The following is a 19,245-nucleotide window of genomic DNA, read 5'->3' as shown; positions in this document are numbered from 1 at the left end:
CCGATCCAAAACATCGCTTTCAGTCGGAGCATTGACCAAAACCATGAAGCAAGCCTGCGGCAGGGGGTAAAAAATGTCTAGTCATTTTCTATCCTCATCCCTCTGGACTGTCACCCGCTCGATCCAGATGAATCAGCCGTTCAAAAAGACCGAATTCGGATCAAAGCCGCTTATCCGTCCTCCGACGGGCATGTTTGCGATGAACAATACTTTAGCTGCCGACATCCCTGCCTGCCGTAGAGCCGGCCCTCAGCCCGCGAACGAGCGGGCAACTCCGCCCTCGAGAGCACCAAAAAGATTTCAGCGGTTTCGCACTTTACGCTTTCGTTCGGGCGGCAAGATGCCGCCCTCTGCGTCACGCAGCGATGCCTGACGCTACAACTGCACCAGATTCAAAGTTGTTTCCCAAACCTCTTTCCGCAATGATCACGCGCTCTATGGCCAGCAGCCGCAGACAATATCCATTTCACTTGATTGAACCCAAATGGCAGCACGCCTGGGATCAAAACCACTCGTTTCGCGCATTCAGCCCCGGCGACGCCGTCCCCGCCGATCATCCCTTCGCCCTGCGGCATGGGATCAAGTCCGGCGCCGCGGAAACCAGCCAGCTTCCGCGAAAGTTCTACATTCTCGACATGTTCCCCTACCCCTCCGGCGCAGGCCTCCATGTAGGACATCCCGAAGGCTACACGGCAACGGACATCCTGGCGCGATATCGCCGCTCCCAAGGCTTCAACGTTCTGCACCCGATGGGATGGGATGCATTCGGCCTGCCTGCGGAGCAATATGCCATCAAGACAGGCCAGCATCCGCGGGTCACCACTGAGGCCAACATCGCCAACTTCAAACGCCAGATCAAAAGCCTGGGGTTTAGCTACGATTGGTCGCGCGAAGTCGATACGACTAATCCCGGTTACTTCAAGTGGACCCAATGGATCTTCCTGAAGCTTTACAACGCATGGTTCAACCCTGAAACAAATCGCGCCGAATCCATCGATACTCTGAAGTATCCGCAGGATTGCACCACGGAATCGGCGAAGCGCGCGTTCCGCGATTCCAAACGCCTGGCTTTCGTCAGCGAAGCGCCTGTGAATTGGTGCCCTGAACTCGGTACGGTTCTGGCCAATGAAGAAGTCATCGACGGCAAGAGCGAGGTCGGGGGTTTCCCCGTCGTTCGAAAACCAATGCGCCAATGGATGCTGCGAATCACCGCCTACGCCGAACGCCTCCTTTCCGATCTCGACACGATCGAATGGAGCCATTCCCTGAAGGAAATGCAGCGGAACTGGATAGGCCGCAGCGAAGGAGCCACCGTCACCTTCACTGTTTCGGTTCCTCAAGGATCCAATGCGCCGCAGAGTTCCATCGAGGTCTTCACCACGCGCCCCGACACCCTGTTTGGCGCGACTTACATGGTCCTTTCGCCCGAGCACAAGATTGTCGCGGCGATCACCACCGCGGAGCAGCGAGCTGCAGTGGCAGAATACCAGGAGTTCGCGGCATCGCGGAGTGACCTCGAACGCACGGAGCTCGCCAAGGAAAAAACCGGAGTCTTCACGGGCGCGTTTGCCATCAACCCGGTGAATGGGGAAAAGATCCCGATCTGGATCGCGGATTACGTCCTCGCCAGCTACGGCACGGGCGCGATCATGGCAGTGCCCGCGCACGACACGCGGGATTTTGAGTTTGCGACAAAGTTCAACCTGCCGATTGTGCAGGTCGTTCAACCCGCTGATCCAAACGCGCAATGGCAGGGCTACACCGATGAAGGCACCGCTGTAAATTCGGCGGGCGCGCAGATCTCGCTCAATGGACTGCCCACAGCCGAAGCCAAGCGCAGGATCACGTCGTGGCTTGGATCCCAGGGTCTCGGGAAGAAAACCATCAACTACAAACTGCGCGACTGGCTGTTCAGCCGCCAGCGTTACTGGGGAGAACCGTTTCCGATCGTTTGGAAGAAAGATGCCGGCGGCCAAAGCTATCACGAAGCGCTTCCCGAATCAGCCTTGCCGATCCTGCCTCCCAAACTCGACGACTACAAACCCACGTCGGATGGCCAGCCGCCCCTCGCCCGCGCGGCGGATTGGGTGAGCCTGCCCGACGGCTCCACCCGCGAAACCAATACCATGCCGCAATGGGCGGGATCGTGCTGGTATTATCTGCGATACCTCGACGCGCAGAATGCGACTTCGTTCGTGAGCCGCGAGGCGGAACGATATTGGATGGGCAGCGACTCGAGCGCTAACTCGAACGTCCCGGATTCAACGCCGGAAAAGCCAGCGTCCTCCGCTGCCGTTCAGAATACCTCTACACCCGGTGTCGACTTGTATGTGGGAGGCACGGAGCACGCCGTGTTGCACCTGCTTTATGCGCGCTTCTGGCACAAGGTGCTCTTCGATCTCGGCCATGTCTCCACGCCTGAACCGTTCTTCAAGCTGGTCAACCAGGGCCTGATCCTCGGCGAAGATGGGCAGAAAATGTCAAAGTCGCGCGGCAACGTCGTGAATCCCGACGACATTCTCGTGGAATACGGCGCCGACGCCTTTCGCCTTTACGAAATGTTCATGGGCCCGCTGCAGGACAGCAAGCCGTGGAACACCAAGGGCGTCGAAGGCGTTTACCGCTTCCTCGGACGCGTGTGGCGGCTCTTCGTCGATGAACAAAGCGAAGTCGAATTCGAGCAGGCCGAAACCACCGCGCAACCGGGCGATACACAATTGCTTGATCGGATCAAATTGCATGCCGCGGTCCGGGACGTCACCCCCACAGCCGCGCAATCCAAGGTGCTCCACGCGTGCGTTCGCAAGGTCACTGAGGACCTCGACAACCTGGGATTCAATACCGCCATTTCGGCGATGATGATTTTCAGCAATGAGGCAATCAAGTGGGAGACGCGTCCTGCATCGGTGATGCGTGATTTCCTGGTGCTCCTGCATCCGTTCGCGCCGCATCTCGCTGAGGAGTTGTGGTCCCTGCTGAACACCAATCGCGGCGAAACTCGGCCGTCGCTGCCGTATGCGCCGTGGCCAAAGTTCGATCCCGCGTTGCTGGTCGAAGATATCCTGGAAATTGCCGTGCAGGTGAATGGCAAGCTGCGTGATGTAATTCGTGTCGCTGCAAATGCCGACAACGCCACTCTCGAAGCTGCGGCCAAGGCGTCCGAAAAAGTCCAGCCGTTCCTCGCGGGCAAAACGATCCGGAAAGTCATCGTGGTTCCGAAGAAGCTCGTGAATATTGCGGTCTAATTCCCGCCACTTGGCATAATTCGCGCAAACCCGTTTGCCTGTCCGTGTTCCATCTTCTCACTTTACTCGGAGTGAAGGAGAGGCTGCGGCGAGGAGGAGCCTTGGTTCTTTTATGGTGACCCCTGAACCCTGAGCAAGGTTCATGGAAAGGCCGCGAAGGTCGGCAGCGGAAACCGGCATTGAACAGGAGCAAGCAGAGGTAGCAGAGAGAGGAGCGGGATGTTTCGTGTGATTCGTGTTTTTCGTGGTCATGCAACTCTTTCGCCGTTGACTCGGCGATCCGTTTCAGTTTCGTTCGACCATGACTCCGAAAATTCGCACAAGGATTCTCGTAATAGTGGTGGTCGTGGCGGTATTCACTTTGTTTACCTCGCGACCCGTTCGTTCACCTCAGTTCGATTCCAGACTGCCTGAATCCATAGAATATATTGTTTGGGGCGAGCGGATTGCGCTTCTCACAAATGTCAGCGGGATAATGACTGTGTTGACCGCAGGCAAGGCGGTGCGGGCCCACGACTGCACACCTGCAGGCCAATTTGTCCTGCACTATAGCGGCGGGCGCAGGGCCGAGGTTTGGCTGCAGCCCGGCCATCACGAGGATCAATACGAGTTCGTCTATGACGGGTATTTCTCGATTCCACGTTCGGCTTTTATTTCAACATTGCGCAGCGCCGGAGTCGATGAGACAAAGATTCCGAAATGATGCCCAGTGTGGCTGCAGGCGCGAGTGCGGTGCACCCGATGAATCCCGGTGGCTCAACCCGTGTCGTGCGGCAATGACACCACTACCGATGAACCACGAAGATGCCGCGGCTCAGGTGCTCCAGGACGCAGCGCATATTATGTTGCCGGGAACTCAGTTCCGTGTCATTGCGCAGATCCGGCGTGAATTTGCGATCAACGGATGGTGCGATGGGCGACTCCTCGCCATGCTGGAGGAAGTAATTCGGAGGCGATTGACGCGCTGGTCGCTCGAGGACAAGCGCGGAATCTGGGATGGGCTGATTGAGAGCGGGGCGATGCTGCATCCCGGCGATCAATTTGAAAATTACCCGGAAGACAGCGTCGATATGATACTTGAGCCCGAATTATTGGTGCTCGTCACTGAGATGCTATCGCTGTCGAAGCAATGACAGCCGAGAAAATGAGCAAGGCGTGAGAGCCAACGCTGAGAGCCTGTCGACAGGCCGGGCGATCGACGGCGTCAAGCAAGCAGGGAGACTCACCGTCAATTTTCAGGCAAAGCCCAGAAGCCTTCTTTCGCTCCCACGATGCCCCTCCTCGGGCCATCGGAAGCACGAACCAATCTCAATCGCGGCAACCCGGAGATCCTGTCGCACCGTAAAACTCGGGTCAAGCTGGGCCGAATTTTTCCTGTAATGTTCGTCACCCAATTTCCTCTTTTCCAGATGTATGAATACCATGCGTCTGTTTCAAATTGCCGTATTGTCAGGCTCACTATGGTTTTCCTTGTCACTAATGGCGGGAATCCATACCTGGTCCGGAAATGGTCGTGACGATTTTTGGAGCAACCCGGCCAATTGGACAACTTCTCCGCCGTTGTCCGGCGAGACGGATCTCATTCTGATCTTTCCTCCCGATACGCCGGCAACTCAGGATGCCATTAACGACATTCCCGGTCTGGTTGTGACGAGCCTCACGCTGTCCGGTCACGGCTATCGATTGAGCGCTCTCACCGAGCAAGCCCAGCTCACGCTTGCCGCTGGCGCAACACTCACGTGTTCGGGCTCCAACAACCTCGTCCTCTCTTCGCTGGTGCTTAAAGTCGAAAACGGCATCGCCAACCTGGCGATAAACGGAACGGCTGAGTTCCGGATTCAAAGCGCAATCCTCGGACCGGGATCGATCACCAAGTCTGGAACCGGCACCCTCCGGTTGGAAGGTCTGAACTCAAACACAATCCCCCAATTCTTCGCCACCGGCGGCGTCACGATTTTCGCCAAGCCCGCTGGAATTAACGCGGTCGGCGGGAATGTCGAAATCCATCCCGCGGCCACGGTGCAAATCACGTCTTCAAACCAGATTCCCGATACCGCTGAAGTCGTCATGCATGCATCGGGCCTCGCCGCGCTGCCGGCGTTCGATCTCAACGGAAATCATGAATCGTTGGGAGCAGTCTCGGGCACCGGCGTCCTACAGCTGGGCAATGGCTTGTTGATCCTCGACCAACCCACAGGCACGAGCCGCGCATTCTCTGGCCCAATTCATGGCGCTGGTGGAACGATCCTCAAACGCGGTCAGGGGGTGTTGAGCCTGAACTACAGCTTGATCCCGGGAGCAGGGGCGGTGAGCACTTATTCCGGAGCGACGTATGTGGAAGCAGGCGAGCTCTATTTCAACCGCTCAGCCCCGTTCACCTGGATCCGTGTGCCGGGCTCGGCCCTGGTTGGCGGGACGCGAACGCCCGGAGTCGTCGGAGCTCCTGTGCCGGCGGTGGGTCCGGTGGTCATGATCGATGGTGTCTTTGCGCCCGGCTCACACCTCCTGGGGTTGAGCGATCCGCTCACAAGCGCCGGATTGAATCTCTCAGGTTCAACACGCTTCCACGCGCGGCTTCAATCCCACTCGATCTACAGCCGCGTCAACGTCATTGGCAGTGTCGCCTTGCAGCAGCCCGTTCTGGATATCAGCGTGAGTTTTACCCCCGCCGCCGGGACCGAGTTCCCGCTGATTTCCAATGACAACACCGACCCGGTTTACGGCTACTTCGCGGGTCTTCCCGAGGGCGCCGCGATTTCGGCGGACGGCGTGAAATACCGCATCAGTTATCAGGGCGGCGATGGCAATGACGTCACCTTGACGCGCGTCGGAGTGGAACTGCCGCCCACGCCTCCGGTTCTGCTCACATCCCTGCAACCTGAATTTGAGGGGGGCCAAACCGGGTTCAACCTTCTCTCCTCTACCCGGGCCGCCGAGCGCTACAATGTCGAAGCAACCGACGATCTCACCGACCCGCTCGGCTGGGAGTGGCTGGGTGAGATTCAGGCGGATGAGTTTGGCGACTTGCGGTTCTTTGACGCTGATGGCGCGAATGGCAATCGATTCTACAGGTTTGCGCGAAGCATCTATTCGCCGGTGCTCATTCCCCTACCCGGAACAAATGGCATTCCGATTTCGAATCTCCCCACACAGACCGTTGCGGCCGCGCGCCAGTATTTGCAGATCTTTGGTCCGGATTCCGGGACACCGCCCGGAAGTGACGCGGCAGACTGGAGCGACGTCGATCTCGCCCCTGCCGCCACGCTGGTGTTCGATCCCTTGCATGCGAATGGCACACAACCCGCCTACGCGGAGCTCAAGGTGGTGCCGAACGGACAGCCAAACGGCCCGTCCAAGGGTTACATTTTGATCTCCCTGACAGACAACGACGCACCGATCGTGGAATTTGCCACCCGCGGTTCAACCAAAACCGAGCGCGTGCTCAAACGCGTCGGTTCGGGGGCGCCCGCAAAAATCCTGCGGTTCAACGCAGTGTATTGGTCGGTTGAAGACGCCGGGGGTCACTTGTTGGGGCAATATGGAACGCCTCCCGGCGCCCTCGCGGACAATTCGCCGCGCCCGGATTTGAGCGGTCACTTCTCCTTTGACTCGACTACCGGCCAAAAAGTGCTGACTGCGCTCCCTCCGCTCGAACCGGCTCCGCTCTATCTGTACCCGGCCATGAAACAAAATTTCCTCACCAATCCCTTGGTCGCCAGTTATCGGTTGAATCGGAGTCAGATCGCCAGCGGCCGCTGGAGTCTGCTGCGGGGCGGACGGTTGCCGCGCCTGAGTGTTGGCGAAGGGGAATCGACGGTCTTCCTTCAAAGCACACCTCTAAAACGGGTCAGCCTATTGTCTGAAGACGGCGAGCCACCCATCGCGCAATTACAGTTGCTGGCCGGCAGCGGCGGATTTTCCGCAACCGGTCTCGCCGAGGGCAGTGCGATCGTGCGCGTAGTCACCGCCGCCGGCGCCGCGCAGAATTACACACTCGTTGTCACGTCAGCGACGCCCGCTGCGTTTGGCGCCGCGGCCGGATGTCCCAGTTTGGACACGGATACGTGGTACGCCGGGACAGGCTGGGATGGCGATCAACGACTGTTTCATCAACTCAAAGACAACAACAAGTGGTGTCCGTCAGTCGGATGCGGCCCAACCGCTCTCGCCATGCTCCTCGGCTGGTGGGACGTCAACGGCGTGCCGAGCGCGTTTTACAAACTTAACTCCGGCCGCGGAAATGCCGCCGTCTTTCGGTTCAACCCGGATTCGCTTAAGAACAGCGATGCTCCGAAAACATCGTGGGAGAATGAATCCCTCGTTCGCGCCGTGTACGATGATCTGCACGGATTGTGCAACACGTTTTGCGTGAGTGGCCAGGGCGCCACGGCCCCGGATCAAATGGCCTCTGCATTTTACGAATACATCTTTCGCGTAGCCAACTCGCTCGGCGGTTTTCCCTGGCCGGCGCCCATGAATGAATTTGGACCTTACTTTGTGGAATGCCATGCAGAGGCACACTGGAACGATTTCTTTTTGGTCGGCGGGACCGATTGGGAGGAGGGCGGCAAGGCGGTGGCAAATGGCATCAAGAATAATCGTCCAGGGGTCGTCGGAATCTGGAGCGGGATTACCCCGCACTACGCGCTTGCATACGGATACAAGCGCGTCGAACGCTACGAAGATTGCGAGCAGGTTGAGCTGACCCGCTGGTTCAAGTGCAACATGGGATGGGGCGATGACGATCCTCCCGAATGGCACGATGCCGAAGCCGTCTGGTTCGGTCTCACTGCAAGTATGACCCAGGTGCGAACACCGGATGTTCCGTCCAACTTTCCGTCCGTTCAACTGCTCCCGTACATCTTCAATGCCGATCTCGACCCTGCTCGCTGTGCCGCCGTGATGGATGACTCTGGCAATCGTCTGGATATCTTCTCCGTCTTCGATCGGAAATTGCCAGGATCCCTGGAGCGCATCCATTCACCGAACGCGGGCAACACCTGGTTCTTCGGGTATGACCCGGCGCTCGCCTCCGGTATCTTTCGCTCCAGCCCGGCAGCGACGGTTTCCATCGCGGGCAGCACGATTGATCTCTTCGCACGCGGCATGGACAAGAAAATCTGGCGGGCGCGCTCTTTGAACGGTGGCACGAACTTCAGCAGTTGGTCGCCGTTGTCGCATTCAGGCGGCATCGTCACTTTGGAATTCGCTTCCGCTCCCGCCGTCGCAGGCTCGGCCAACGCACAATTGTTGCATGTGGTGGCCCGGCATCAGGACGGAAGCTACCGGCATACGCGACTCGTCAGCGGCGCCAGTCATTGGACTCCCTTTTCGACGATCCCCTTCGGCGCATTCAACTCGGCACCGGCAGCCGCATGTTCCGGTGATGGCCAGAAGGTTTTCGTATTTGGCCGGGGAACGGACAATCGAATCTGGTGGAATTATTCGTCGAACGCCGGAACGAACTGGACGGGATGGGCGGCCATGCATTCGGGAACGTTCAGCTCGGCCCCCGCTGCGGCCGCTTCTGCTGATGGCAACGTCGTCCACGTGGGCGGCCGCGGAATGGATAACCGCTATTGGCACACCGCGCTCGTCAGCCTTGGCGGGCCTTACGCGGCGGCCGAATGGAAGGCGATCGGCAGTGGGGTATTCAGTTCCGGCCCGGCTGTTGTGTGCACCGGAGACGGCGCACAGGTGCATGTCTTTGGTCGCGGCACACCCCCGCCCCCGCCACCTCCGAACACTCTGCCCGATCCGAGCCAACCTCGTCTTTGGCGCGCGTATTCCGGCACCTACGGCAATGGCTGGCAACTCGCCTGGGACGATATCCAACCATTTTGGGAGTAATAACAATCCGAGTGCCAAGGAATTCAACGATTCGACGCGCTGCGGGATGTGTGGGGTCGCAAGCTTGTTTCGGCGACAGTTGGAAAGGGCAACATCTGGGGACCAAAGGACGAAAAGACTAAAGGACCAAGGGATTGGTTAAACCGATTTGAAGAATTCGGCCAGTTCGCGGCATCGCGTAGCCTCTTCAGCGCTCTGCCATAATTCGTGATCGAGCCGAGTCGCCAGTCGAACCTGGGCAGATCAGCGAACTCCTACTCATAGTTCACGAAGACACGATAGAATCGGAGAGGCTGCGCCGGCGCGGGATCGACCGCGACGGCCGTTCATCGTTCCCTCGACTGTCGCCTAGACAAGCAATTCGCTCCCATGTGGTTACGGAATCCAGGAGCTTGCTTTTTCGGCTTACATGCGATTATGAGGCAGGTTTTTAGGCTGTAAGCGATCTGGCGGTCGGATGCGTTTCGCGGTGGCAAGGTGATGGCGGCGCAACGGCACAACGCCGTAGCAGGCAGCTGGGTATTGCTGGAATCGGTGACACCTTGTGGGCCAGAAACAGGGAAAAAACCCGGCTACGGCCGTTTGATGAGCTTGAATCTTGCGTGAGACGCAAAGCTCCAAAACCATGCTTCGGTGACAGTCGAAGTGGGTGGCATTGGTGAATGAAGGATTGAAAAGATTCATGCACCAGGATTATGCTCCAGCCCAGCCAAAGGAACATTAAACGCATGGACGGAAACGCTATCCTCCCGCCGCTGCGCAGCGGCTTAGTGCGAGCGTGCGCTGCACTGGACCCGAACCCCACCGCGTTTCATTGCAAAACCTCCCTCCCGCGGAACGGTCCTGAGCTGGATTGTTGGGCGTTTCACCATTTTTAATATGGACACGAACGAGCAGAACATGACGGCTTGGGAAGCTGCGGGATACATCCTTGGTGTCGGGATTGGTTTTGTTCACCAATATTACAAAGTCTGCGCGATCTCGCTGGCCGTTCTTGGAGCGGGCCTGTTGCCATTCGGCAGCCGCTTAGTCGTCGGCGCTGGGCACTTCGAGGCGAGGCTCGGTCCGGGTTTCATCGTCGGCGGCCTGATGATTTTGACCAGCATCATCATTTGGCTCTCAGCGACGCACGCGCGCAATTGAGCATCAAACGCACAACGCTGCTATTGCACCGACCTCCGCCGCCCTGCAGTTTCCAAGATGCGGGTTTTCCAACATCGAATTTGCAGCGGATGATCGCCCACGTTTCTTGAGAGTTGGCCGGAAACTATGTCCTTAGCTGTATGAAGGCGCTCAAGTTTATGATTGCAACGCTGCTGCTTAGCGCCTGCGCCGTTTACGCTCAGCTTGCATGGAGCACGATGCGCTGGCCGATGGTCCTTCAGGGACCCGGTGTCGATGCTGATATGATTCGCTCCCATTTCCCGTTTCACCTGATCAGCCCTGATTGGATTCGCGCCAGCGGACAGGAGTTGGTCATTCGATGGAGGGGAGCGGAGTTTTACGCGCGCTCAGCCCTCGTCTGCCTCATTTGGCTCGTGTCGCTGATGTTCGCTTTTCGATGGGCGCGCCGCGACGCGGAGCAGATCAATCGGCCGGATGAAAGTGAACACAGGCGGCGGTTGATATGACTGGCGCGCAACGCCTTCCCAGGTTGCAGCAAAGCGCTTGAAACTTTTCGCCGCGAGATTCAGCATCGCCCGCAACCAAAGCCCTCGGAAGGTTCATTCAAAAAGGAAAAGACTATGGATAACTCCGACCGATTAGCGCCAAGACTACATTGGCAACGACCCTGGCTCGTGGACCATATGTGCATTAGGTTAATCACCGTTCTCAGTTGGATGCTGTGCGTTTGCGGCTGCGCAAGAGAGCCTGAGGAGGCGGTGTTGGGTCCTCAGTCCAGACCCTTACTCAAGATCACAATGTCGAAATCCGGGGCATTGTTCGTGGACGGTACGAATAGCTCATTTGCAGATTTGGATGCTCGCTTGGCAAGGCTGGCGGAACGAGGTGGGGAGGTTTGGTATTACCGCGAGGACGGCCAGGAGGATCCACCCCCCATCGCACTGGACGTGATGAGCCTGGTGCTTTCCCACCGAGTCCCTGTCAGCATGTCGAGCCGCTCCGAGAACTAGCTTCAGCGACAGTTAGATTTGCAGTGATCTCTATAGGCTGGCCCGAGGACCTTTCCAATACAATCGAACTGTGGGGCCCGACTTTGCCGGGCCGATTGAGCGAGTCGCGTGGCTCGAAGGCCGTGTCAGCTTTGGATGCCGAGGCGCAGGTCCAGGTTCGTCGATTCTTTCTGCCCTAGATTGACGGGTTTTTAAGTTTCAGAGCAAATTCGATGAACCCGCGCGCAGCTTCGGACCCTTTCCGCGTTTGGGCTGAGGAACCCGCCGGCAATGTTTACGACGCGCGGACGATTAACGCCCAGGCGGCCTCAAGGCTCCCGGCATGCAAGACCTCGCCACCTCGCCGTGCGCCTGCTTCTCTGATTGTGCAATCCCTCCATTGCACTATATTCCCGGGCGTGAATCGCTTGACCCGGCAGGAACAACTGGTGCTCTGCCTGGTCTGCGCGTTCCTGCTGGTTGGCTGGGCGGTCAAAACCTATCGCACTTCGCATCCCGCAGACACAGCGCAGACCCTGACGCCGCCGAGCGGCATTCACCCCAAGAATTGATGCACGAACCGACATTCGAAGACGGATTGGACCTGATCCTCACCAAGGACTCCCGCTATCAACGGGATGGATATCTGTTCGTTCGCGAGGCCCTCGATCATACACAAAAAGCGATCGTGAAGGAAAACCGCGGCAACCTGCGCCACGTCAGCGGACAGGAACTCCTCGGCGGCATCCGCGAATACGCGCTCTCGCAGTTCGGCCCGATGACATCGACGGTCCTGGCCGAATGGGGCATTCGCAATTGCCAGGATTTCGGCGAGATCGTCTTCAACATGGTCGAAGCGGGCCTCCTCGCGAAGACCGAGAAAGACAGCCGCGATGACTTCCAGAACGGCTACGATTTCTTTGAAGCCTTTGAGAAACCATTTCTTCCATCGCACAAGCTGAACAACCGCGGCGCAGCCGCCAGCCCCGCGGACACGCAGCCGAACCGCTAGGCCCGCCTCCCGCCTCCCTTCACCCCTCAGGCAAGACTTTGAACAACGCACCATCGCTTCCCGCAATTCCCCCCGACGTTTCCGTCACAACGCTCAAGAACGGACTAACCATCATTGTCCGCGAAGATCACAGCGCGCCCGTGGTCTCTGCGCAGGCCTGGTGCATGGCCGGCAGCATTCATGAAGGCCGCTGGCTCGGCGCGGGCCTGTCGCACGTGCTCGAACACATGCTTTTCAAGGGCACTTCCACGCGTCCCGGCAGCCGCATCGACCAGGAAGTCCAGGAGGCGGGCGGTTACATGAACGCCTATACCAGCTTCGACCGCACGGTGTATCACATCGATGTTCCCAACACAGGCGCGCGGGTCGCGATCGACATCCTGTGCGATATCATGCAGAACGCGGCCCTGCCGCCGGATGAACTTGCGAAAGAGATGGACGTGATCCGTCGCGAGATGGACATGGGCTACGACGATCCCGGCCGCCGCTCAAGCCGCCGCCTTTTCGAGACCGCTTTCACGCGCAGTCCGTATCGTTTTACGATCATTGGGTATCCCGACATCTTCAACGAGGTGAAGGCCGAAGACATTCGCGCTTACTATCACGAAAAATACGCGGCGAACAACGTGTTCTACGTCGTCGTGGGCGACGTCCGCAAGCAGGAGGTCGTGGCGCAAATCGAACAGGCTTACGCCCAATCCAAGGCGCGTCCGCTTGCGCCTGCAGTGCTTCCAGCGGAACCCCACCAGACCGCCGCGCGCGAGATCGTGGAGGAAGCGGCGATCGAGCTCGGACATTTTCATGTTGCGTGGCACATCCCCGAGTTAAGACATCCCGACGTGCCCATTCTGGACGTGCTCGCGGTCCTGCTCGGCAGCGGCCGCAGCGCGCGCCTTTATCGAACCGTTCGCGAGCAACTTGGCGTGGTGCATCACGTGGATGCCTGGACTTACAGCCCCGGCAGCGCCGGACTTTTTGGCATGAGCGCCGTTGCCGATGGCGACAAATTCGAAGCAGCACGCGATGCGATGCTGGCGGAAGTCGAAAAGATGAAATCGGCACCAGTGAGTTCCGAGGAACTCAGCAAGGCAGTGAAGCAGTTCATATCGGGAACCCTTGCATCGCGAAAAACAATGCAGGGCCAGGCGCAGGATCTCGGCGGAAGCTGGCTTGCGGCAAACGACCTTAATTTTTCGGCGCGCTACCTCGAAGCGGTCAAGCGCATCACCCCTGCTGACCTTCAGCGTGTCGCCAAACAATACCTTACAGCCGAGAATCGCACGTTATTCGCGCTCCTGCCCGAAGGCTGCGCAACGACAGCGGCTTCGGCGTCGAGCGAGACGGCGGATCATCCGATCCAAAAATTCGAGCTCTCGAACGGCCTTCGCGTGTTGTTCAAGGAGGATCATCGTTTGCCATTTGTCGAATTCCGCGCGGTCTTCCAGGGCGGGGTTCTCACGGAAACTCGGGATACCAACGGTGTCACACAACTGATGAGCAAACTGCTGCTCAAGGGCACGAGGGGCCGCAGCGCCGATGAAATTTCGAGCGAGATCGAATCCGTGGGCGGTCACATCGACAGCTACGGCGGGAACAACAGTTTTGGAGTCAACGCCGAGGTCATGAGCACTGATTTCAACCTGGGACTGGAACTCGTTGCTGATGTGCTGCTCAACCCAACGTTCCCTGGGGACGCACTGGAACGCGAACGCGAAGTGCAGCTCGCTAACATTCAGGCGCAAAAGGATCATCTGCTCAAGAGCGCGAGCGTCGCCATGAGGCGCACGCTGTTCGGCGATGAGCGCTATGGATTGGATCCGTTGGGGACGGAGGCGAGTGTTGGAGCGGTTCAGGTGAAGCACCTGCAGGATTGTCATCGCCGCTTCACGGTGCCCAACAATTGCGTGCTCGCCGTGTTCGGCGACATCAATCCTGACGAAGCGCGGAGTGCCATCGAAAAAGCGTTTGGTTCGTGGAAGCCCAGCAGTGAGGCGATGCCGTTTGAGAAGATCGAAGGCGGCAGCGGCTTTGCTCCGCGTGGGATGGCGCGAGTCACTGAAGTCCGCGACAAAAAGCAATCCGTCCTCGTCATTGGATTTCCCGGCACGACGCTCAATTCCCCTGAGCGCTATGCCCTGGACCTGATTCAGGAAACCTGCAGCGACCTCGGTTCCCGGCTGTTCCTTCGCATCCGCGACGAACTCGGCCTGGCATATTACGTGGGAGCCCAGCATTTTCCAGGGATCGTTCCCGGATATTTTTCGTTCTATGTCGGGACGATGCCGGAGAAGGTTGAGCTGGTGGAGAAGGAGCTGTTTCGTGAAGCCGCTTTGCTGCGCGAATCCGGGCTCACCGAGGCTGAACTGAATCGTGCAAAGGCGAAGGTGATAGGACAGAAAAAGATTTCGCGGCAGGATCTCGGAAACGTCGCGATGACGAGCGCTTTGGATGAACTATACGGGCTGGGCTTTGATCATTCCGATCGCGAAGACGCGCATTACAGCGCGGTGACTCTTGAGCAAGCCCGCGCCACGGCGGAACGGTTTCTGCAGGAGGCATGTGCTGCCATTGCGCGGGTTGGATCCGAACCGTCCGCGGAGAGCCCGGCCATTGCCAGCACTCATCGGCTAGCTTCGAATACTTAAATTTCCGCCACTAGGGACCTGCGGCAAGGGAAGGAACTGCTTCTTCGCGTCCTGATCTGTGACGATGGTCAGCGACTGCCCGCGCCGCACAACCGTGCAGCCGATCTCCGCGACAGCTTCCTTTAATTGACCGAGAGCGTCCTCCTCATTCTGCGGCATCAAGGCTCCCCGTCCGAGGGCGCGCTCCAACGGCACATTGGGCTTGATTCCAATGGCAAACCCGGCCGCGTCGTGCAGGTAATCCAAAATGGACTCCACGCCGCTCGACCCGTCGCCACGGGCTGCATCGCTAAAAATTGGATCCACGGTGTTCATGTTCCACACCTATCGTAATAACTCAATATCGCATCGTTGCCGCGGTGCTGAATCTGAGGCTTTGACATCAGCACAACCGGGACCACTCAAAAAATTAAACCTTTTGCGAGGGGACCCCGGTCTGCGGACGAGCCTGCGGTGCGCAACGCTTGCCCAGCACACGGCAGCGGATGCGCAAATTTTTGCCGGGACCGAAACCAGTTCCGCTCACAATCCGATGTATCGCAGGTTGCTTAACGTGCTCGCGTGTTTCCCACGCCTTGCGGCATGGCGGCTCCGCAGAGCAGAAACGCGCCCTGCAGGTGGGTCAAACTTCGAGCGCCATCGCGGGGCCGCCTCGCAGTGGCGATGGTGACTTATCAGCGGGCTTGTATACGAGGGGAACCATTCCAAATCATCCAGCCAATCGCCCCCAGGATGACCGCTGCAAAAGCAATCGACAGAAGCAGGTGATCTGAGGAACGCGAAAGAAAAACAGCAGCCAGCGTCTGCACGCACAGGGATCCGAAGACGTGTTGAATGTGCCGGGCGCGATGTCCCCTGAACCAGGAAACAATCCAGGCAACGCAGATGATTGCCAGCGCCAATACCATTGCCACTTGGGATGTTGTCATGGCATTTTTGACCATTCGATGTGGCGTGCCTCACGCAACGGCCGCACAAATGCTGAGGGCATCGGGGGAATCAGCCGCACCATCGCCACCTCGGCTCGCTAAAATCCGTTCGATGAGAGCGGTCCGCTATGGTGTGGGGAAAGGAGCTTGTATTTGTTGGACGAAGTCGATGGCTTTGCCAGGAGTTGTCAGGCAAGCTCCTCGACATTACAAATGGCTTTGCGGGATTGAATCGTATTTCCGCGCCCGCGGCAGCTGCGGATGGAAAATTGAGGGTGGTTCAACGCCCTGAAAGATGAACGAAGCGATGAACCGCACCACGCGGCTCGGTGCCGGGCTCGAGACGGCGATTCATGCTGTGAGAAATTCCGGAAGCAGCGCCCCAGACGCTCCGACTTAACATGACCACGTGCTACACATGACTACATTCCTCTTCCCACAATGGTGTCGACCGCTGTTGGCTGCCTCATTGGTTGCGCTTTTGGCGGTCGGAGAACAGGCGGCACAGGCCGAACCAGTCCAGGACAAAGACGCGGCGTACCTGTTCGCTTACTTCAAGGACGACACGCATAGTCTTTACTTCGCGCTGAGCCGCGACGGTTACACCTTTGAGGACGTCAACGGCGGCAAACCCATCATGGGCGGAACCCAACTGGCCGAGCAGAAGGGAATCCGCGACCCGCACATCGTGCACCGCGATGACGGCTCGTTTTACCTGGCGATGACAGATCTCCACATTTTCGGCAGGCGCGCGGGGTTCAGGACAAACGAATGGGAGAGGCCCGCTGAACTCTACGATTGGGGCAACAACCGCGCGATTGTGATGATGCGCTCGACCAACCTGATTCAGTGGAGTCATTCGATTTTCCGCATCGACAAGGCGTTTGAAGAAACCCGCGACGTGGGATGCTTCTGGGCGCCGGAAACCATCTACGATGCGGAAAAGGGCCGCCTCATGGTTTACTTCACGATGCGGCTCAGCCGCGGTCCCACGAAGCTTTACTACTCTTACGCGGACGACGCGTTCACAAAGCTCGAAACCGTGCCGCAGGAACTCTTCAAGTATCCGGGCTCCAACCAGATTCTCGATGCGGACATCACGCGGGTGGGCAGCAATTACCACATGTTCTACGTGGCGCAGGGAGCGGGCGGCGGGATCAAGCAGGCGGTGTCCGGCAAAATCAACCGCGACTATGTTTACGACCCAGCTGTTTACGATCCCGAGCGTGTCGGCCGCGAAGCCCCCAACGTGTGGCGGCGCCTCGGGACGGAGACTTACGTCCTGATGTACGACGTGTTCGGCGTGCGGCCCAGCAACATGGGATTCAGCGAAACGACGGATTTCAAAACCTTCAAGCATCTGGGCCGTTTCAATGAAGGCGTTATGAAGACCACGAACTTTTCTTCCCCGAAACACGGCTCGGTGATTCACATCACGACCGCCGAGGCACGCGCGCTCGCGAACCACTGGAAGTTCGACTTCGAGGCGCTCCCGCAGCAAGCGCAGTAAGCAGTCTTTGACATGCTGTCGGCTGGATTTTGTCGGACGCCGAGAATGTCCGCGTAAAAAGGACAAATCGTTTGACGATGGGTGGGTCGATTTGTAAATTGCGCGTCCCTTGCTGAGGACGAAACGCTTCAGCAGAGACATTGTTCCAGAGTAGCTCAATGGTAGAGCACGCGGCTGTTAACCGTGTGGTTGTAGGTTCGAGTCCTACCTCTGGAGCCAATTCGTTTCAAATCCGAACTTATTTCACCACTTCCGTAACCGTCTGGAATCAAGTCACTTGCAAAAAGCGACATGTTAACCAAAAACCATTTAGTTCGGATTGGGGTCTTGAAAACGCCCGGTTGCTTCGGTGCCGCGTCGGTACTTGGATCAAAGTGTTTAACAGAAATCTCGCGAACGATCAGCTGAACAAGGTCCTTCTGATCGTCGGCGGGGAGGTTCTTCACGACGGTCTCGAAACGCAGCAGCGCGTCAGCGATCCGCTGCTTGTCTGCCACCACGTTCTCGCGGTAGTTGATCTCGATTTGAACTTTGCCCTTCTCCAGCTCAATTGATCGCTTTTCTACTGACAGACGATCAGCCTCCGCCATGAAATCGTCGGTGATGCTGTTCGCCCCCTTCTTTTTGACGGCCTCTACACAGTTCTTCACGGCCTCGGAAAGCTCGCGATGACGCCTTTCAAGCTCAGCGAGTTTTGACTTGAGTGGTCTTAAAGCCCGCAGCTTCTCTTCGTTGGAAGCCCGAACTGCTTCTTCGATGATTTCGGGGTGCGGCCAGCCGTATTTGTACTACACCTGCACTCACGTCACGAAAGACGGCAAGGCGGCCGCTTGCCCTGTGAGGAGTATTCCAGCTCGTATTCACGGCCAAAAAGGATCTCCTGCCCATTGGATCGGATTTCGAAATTTCCCACTAGCCGAACGAATGAGAGTTGCCATGGCATCAGGTCCGGGACGGGATCACGGTCAAGCTATTGCAGCAGGAAGGCGAATGCTACGTGTTTGCACAAAGCGCCTCCCGAATCGACAAGGAACGGGCGATGCGACGGCGCCAGCTCCAGGCATTGTGGAAGAAGCTGCCCGAACTGCGTCAGATGAAGCACCAAACGCGCGACTAGTTATTGATGCGGTTGGGTGCTGTGCGGCAGCGATGGCCTGGGTCCTGGCGCCTGGTAGCCATACGGGTTCCGCGCAAGGATGAAGAGATCAACGAGCAAACGTTCAACTGGCGGCTGCGTAAAGCCAAGCTGCGGCAGGTGCGTCGCCGCGAGGGACGTTATTTGCTGCGAACTAACCTCATGGGTGAGGATCCGGTCAAGCTCTGGGAATACTACACGCAACTGACGCAGGTGGAGGAGGCGTTCAAGAATCTAAAGGGCGATTTGGCATTGCGTCCGGTTTACCATCAGAAAGCCGATCGGATCGAGGCGCACATTTTCGTCGCGTTCCTTGCTTACTGCTTGCATGCAACGCTACGGCGATGGCTGCGGCGAACTTGCGCCGGGACTGACACCTCGATCGGTGATGGAAAAATTTGCTGCCGTTCAAATGATCGATGTTCATCTACCCACGACGGATGGTCGCCACGTTATTCTGCCGCGCTATACGCAGCCGGAGAAAGAGCTTCAAGTGTTGCTGGACCAATTGAAGCTCGCTTTGCCCGAGCAGCCGCCACCTCGGATCACGTCAGCTGGCAAGATCGCCCAGTGAGCCCTTGTAGTGCAGACCTTTTGGAATCCTTCCTTGATTATGAACCACTTACGCCTTCACATATGCCCGAATAGCGGAAGTCGGGCTAAACTGAATACAGCAGGGATTCATGTTGGTTGAGCAGTCTTCCCTGCGATTCAGTTTGCCAAGGGGTTGTTGGTTTAGTTGAGTTCAGTAAAGAATGAAGCTGAATCACCACATCCCCATTTGGTCTGTGCCGATGATTTCGTT

At 57.9% G+C, this 19,245-nt stretch carries 16 protein-coding genes, 1 tRNA gene and 1 pseudogene; 16 read left to right on the top strand and 2 right to left on the bottom strand.

Translation table 11 applies throughout. The annotated features are described in order from the left end of the window. The first annotated feature begins 422 nt into the window (after positions 1–422). The 10 genes from VEH04_07395 (at position 423) to VEH04_07350 (ending at position 14,866) form a co-directional block, all read left to right on the top strand. A complete protein-coding gene (locus VEH04_07395) occupies positions 423–3,245 on the top strand; it encodes a class I tRNA ligase family protein (protein HYG22588.1) in 2,823 nt (940 codons plus the stop codon). 301 nt (positions 3,246–3,546) lie between these two features. After that, positions 3,547–3,948: a hypothetical protein gene (locus VEH04_07390; protein HYG22587.1), complete on the top strand. Its 402-nt coding sequence runs from the start codon at positions 3,547–3,549 to the stop codon at positions 3,946–3,948. 73 nt (positions 3,949–4,021) lie between these two features. Next, positions 4,022–4,378, top strand: coding sequence for a hypothetical protein (locus VEH04_07385; GenBank protein ID HYG22586.1), 357 nt, complete (start codon positions 4,022–4,024; stop codon positions 4,376–4,378). 280 nt (positions 4,379–4,658) lie between these two features. Further along, positions 4,659–9,095 (top strand): hypothetical protein, encoded by a 4,437-nt coding sequence (locus tag VEH04_07380; GenBank protein HYG22585.1) that lies wholly within the window; start codon positions 4,659–4,661, stop codon positions 9,093–9,095. An 879-nt stretch (positions 9,096–9,974) separates the two neighbouring features. After that, the gene (locus VEH04_07375) at positions 9,975–10,238 is read left to right on the top strand and encodes a hypothetical protein (protein HYG22584.1); all 264 of its coding nucleotides are present in this window, start codon (positions 9,975–9,977) and stop codon (positions 10,236–10,238) included. 140 nt (positions 10,239–10,378) lie between these two features. Continuing rightward, positions 10,379–10,726 carry a hypothetical protein gene (locus VEH04_07370; protein ID HYG22583.1) on the top strand — a complete coding sequence of 116 codons (348 nt, stop codon included), beginning with the start codon at positions 10,379–10,381 and terminating at the stop codon, positions 10,724–10,726. Between the two features lie 291 nt (positions 10,727–11,017). Further along, a complete protein-coding gene (locus VEH04_07365; GenBank protein HYG22582.1) occupies positions 11,018–11,230 on the top strand; it encodes a hypothetical protein in 213 nt (70 codons plus the stop codon). 398 nt (positions 11,231–11,628) lie between these two features. Continuing rightward, positions 11,629–11,781, top strand: a complete 153-nt coding sequence (locus VEH04_07360) for a hypothetical protein (GenBank protein HYG22581.1) — start codon at positions 11,629–11,631, stop codon at positions 11,779–11,781. Further along, on the top strand, positions 11,781–12,221 hold the full coding sequence (locus VEH04_07355) for a Minf_1886 family protein (protein HYG22580.1): 441 nt from the start codon (positions 11,781–11,783) through the stop codon (positions 12,219–12,221). Before VEH04_07360 ends, VEH04_07355 begins: the two co-directional genes overlap by 1 nt. Before the next feature lie 38 nt (positions 12,222–12,259). Further along, positions 12,260–14,866 carry a pitrilysin family protein gene (locus VEH04_07350; protein ID HYG22579.1) on the top strand — a complete coding sequence of 869 codons (2,607 nt, stop codon included), beginning with the start codon at positions 12,260–12,262 and terminating at the stop codon, positions 14,864–14,866. Here VEH04_07350 and VEH04_07345 read toward each other — a convergent pair. After that, positions 14,849–15,181, bottom strand: coding sequence for a hypothetical protein (locus tag VEH04_07345; protein HYG22578.1), 333 nt, complete (start codon positions 15,179–15,181; stop codon positions 14,849–14,851). The two genes, VEH04_07350 and VEH04_07345, sit on opposite strands and share 18 nt — an antisense overlap. 359 nt (positions 15,182–15,540) lie before the next feature. Continuing rightward, a complete protein-coding gene (locus VEH04_07340; GenBank protein HYG22577.1) occupies positions 15,541–15,795 on the bottom strand; it encodes a hypothetical protein in 255 nt (84 codons plus the stop codon). 418 nt (positions 15,796–16,213) lie between these two features. Between VEH04_07340 and VEH04_07335 the strand changes: the two genes are divergently transcribed. The 6 genes and pseudogenes from VEH04_07335 to VEH04_07310 all read left to right on the top strand — a co-directional run bounded on the left by VEH04_07335 (position 16,214) and on the right by VEH04_07310 (position 19,014). Then, the gene (locus VEH04_07335; protein ID HYG22576.1) at positions 16,214–17,305 is read left to right on the top strand and encodes a glycoside hydrolase family 43 protein; all 1,092 of its coding nucleotides are present in this window, start codon (positions 16,214–16,216) and stop codon (positions 17,303–17,305) included. A gap of 144 nt (positions 17,306–17,449) precedes the next feature. Then, positions 17,450–17,524, top strand: a tRNA-Asn gene (locus VEH04_07330). Positions 17,525–17,679: 155 nt separating this feature from the next. Further along, positions 17,680–17,859: a hypothetical protein gene (locus VEH04_07325; protein HYG22575.1), complete on the top strand. Its 180-nt coding sequence runs from the start codon at positions 17,680–17,682 to the stop codon at positions 17,857–17,859. Between the two features lie 377 nt (positions 17,860–18,236). Then, positions 18,237–18,422, top strand: coding sequence for a hypothetical protein (locus VEH04_07320; GenBank protein ID HYG22574.1), 186 nt, complete (start codon positions 18,237–18,239; stop codon positions 18,420–18,422). A gap of 6 nt (positions 18,423–18,428) precedes the next feature. Next, a pseudogene (locus VEH04_07315) lies at positions 18,429–18,755 on the top strand (IS1634 family transposase). Between the two features lie 13 nt (positions 18,756–18,768). Further along, on the top strand, positions 18,769–19,014 hold the full coding sequence (locus VEH04_07310) for a hypothetical protein (GenBank protein ID HYG22573.1): 246 nt from the start codon (positions 18,769–18,771) through the stop codon (positions 19,012–19,014). Positions 19,015–19,245 lie beyond the last annotated feature (231 nt).

This window comes from Verrucomicrobiia bacterium (genome assembly GCA_035629175.1).
GTDB lineage: Bacteria > Verrucomicrobiota > Verrucomicrobiia > Limisphaerales > DASXHY01 > DASXHY01.
This window is presented reverse-complemented; position numbering and strand designations above follow the sequence as displayed.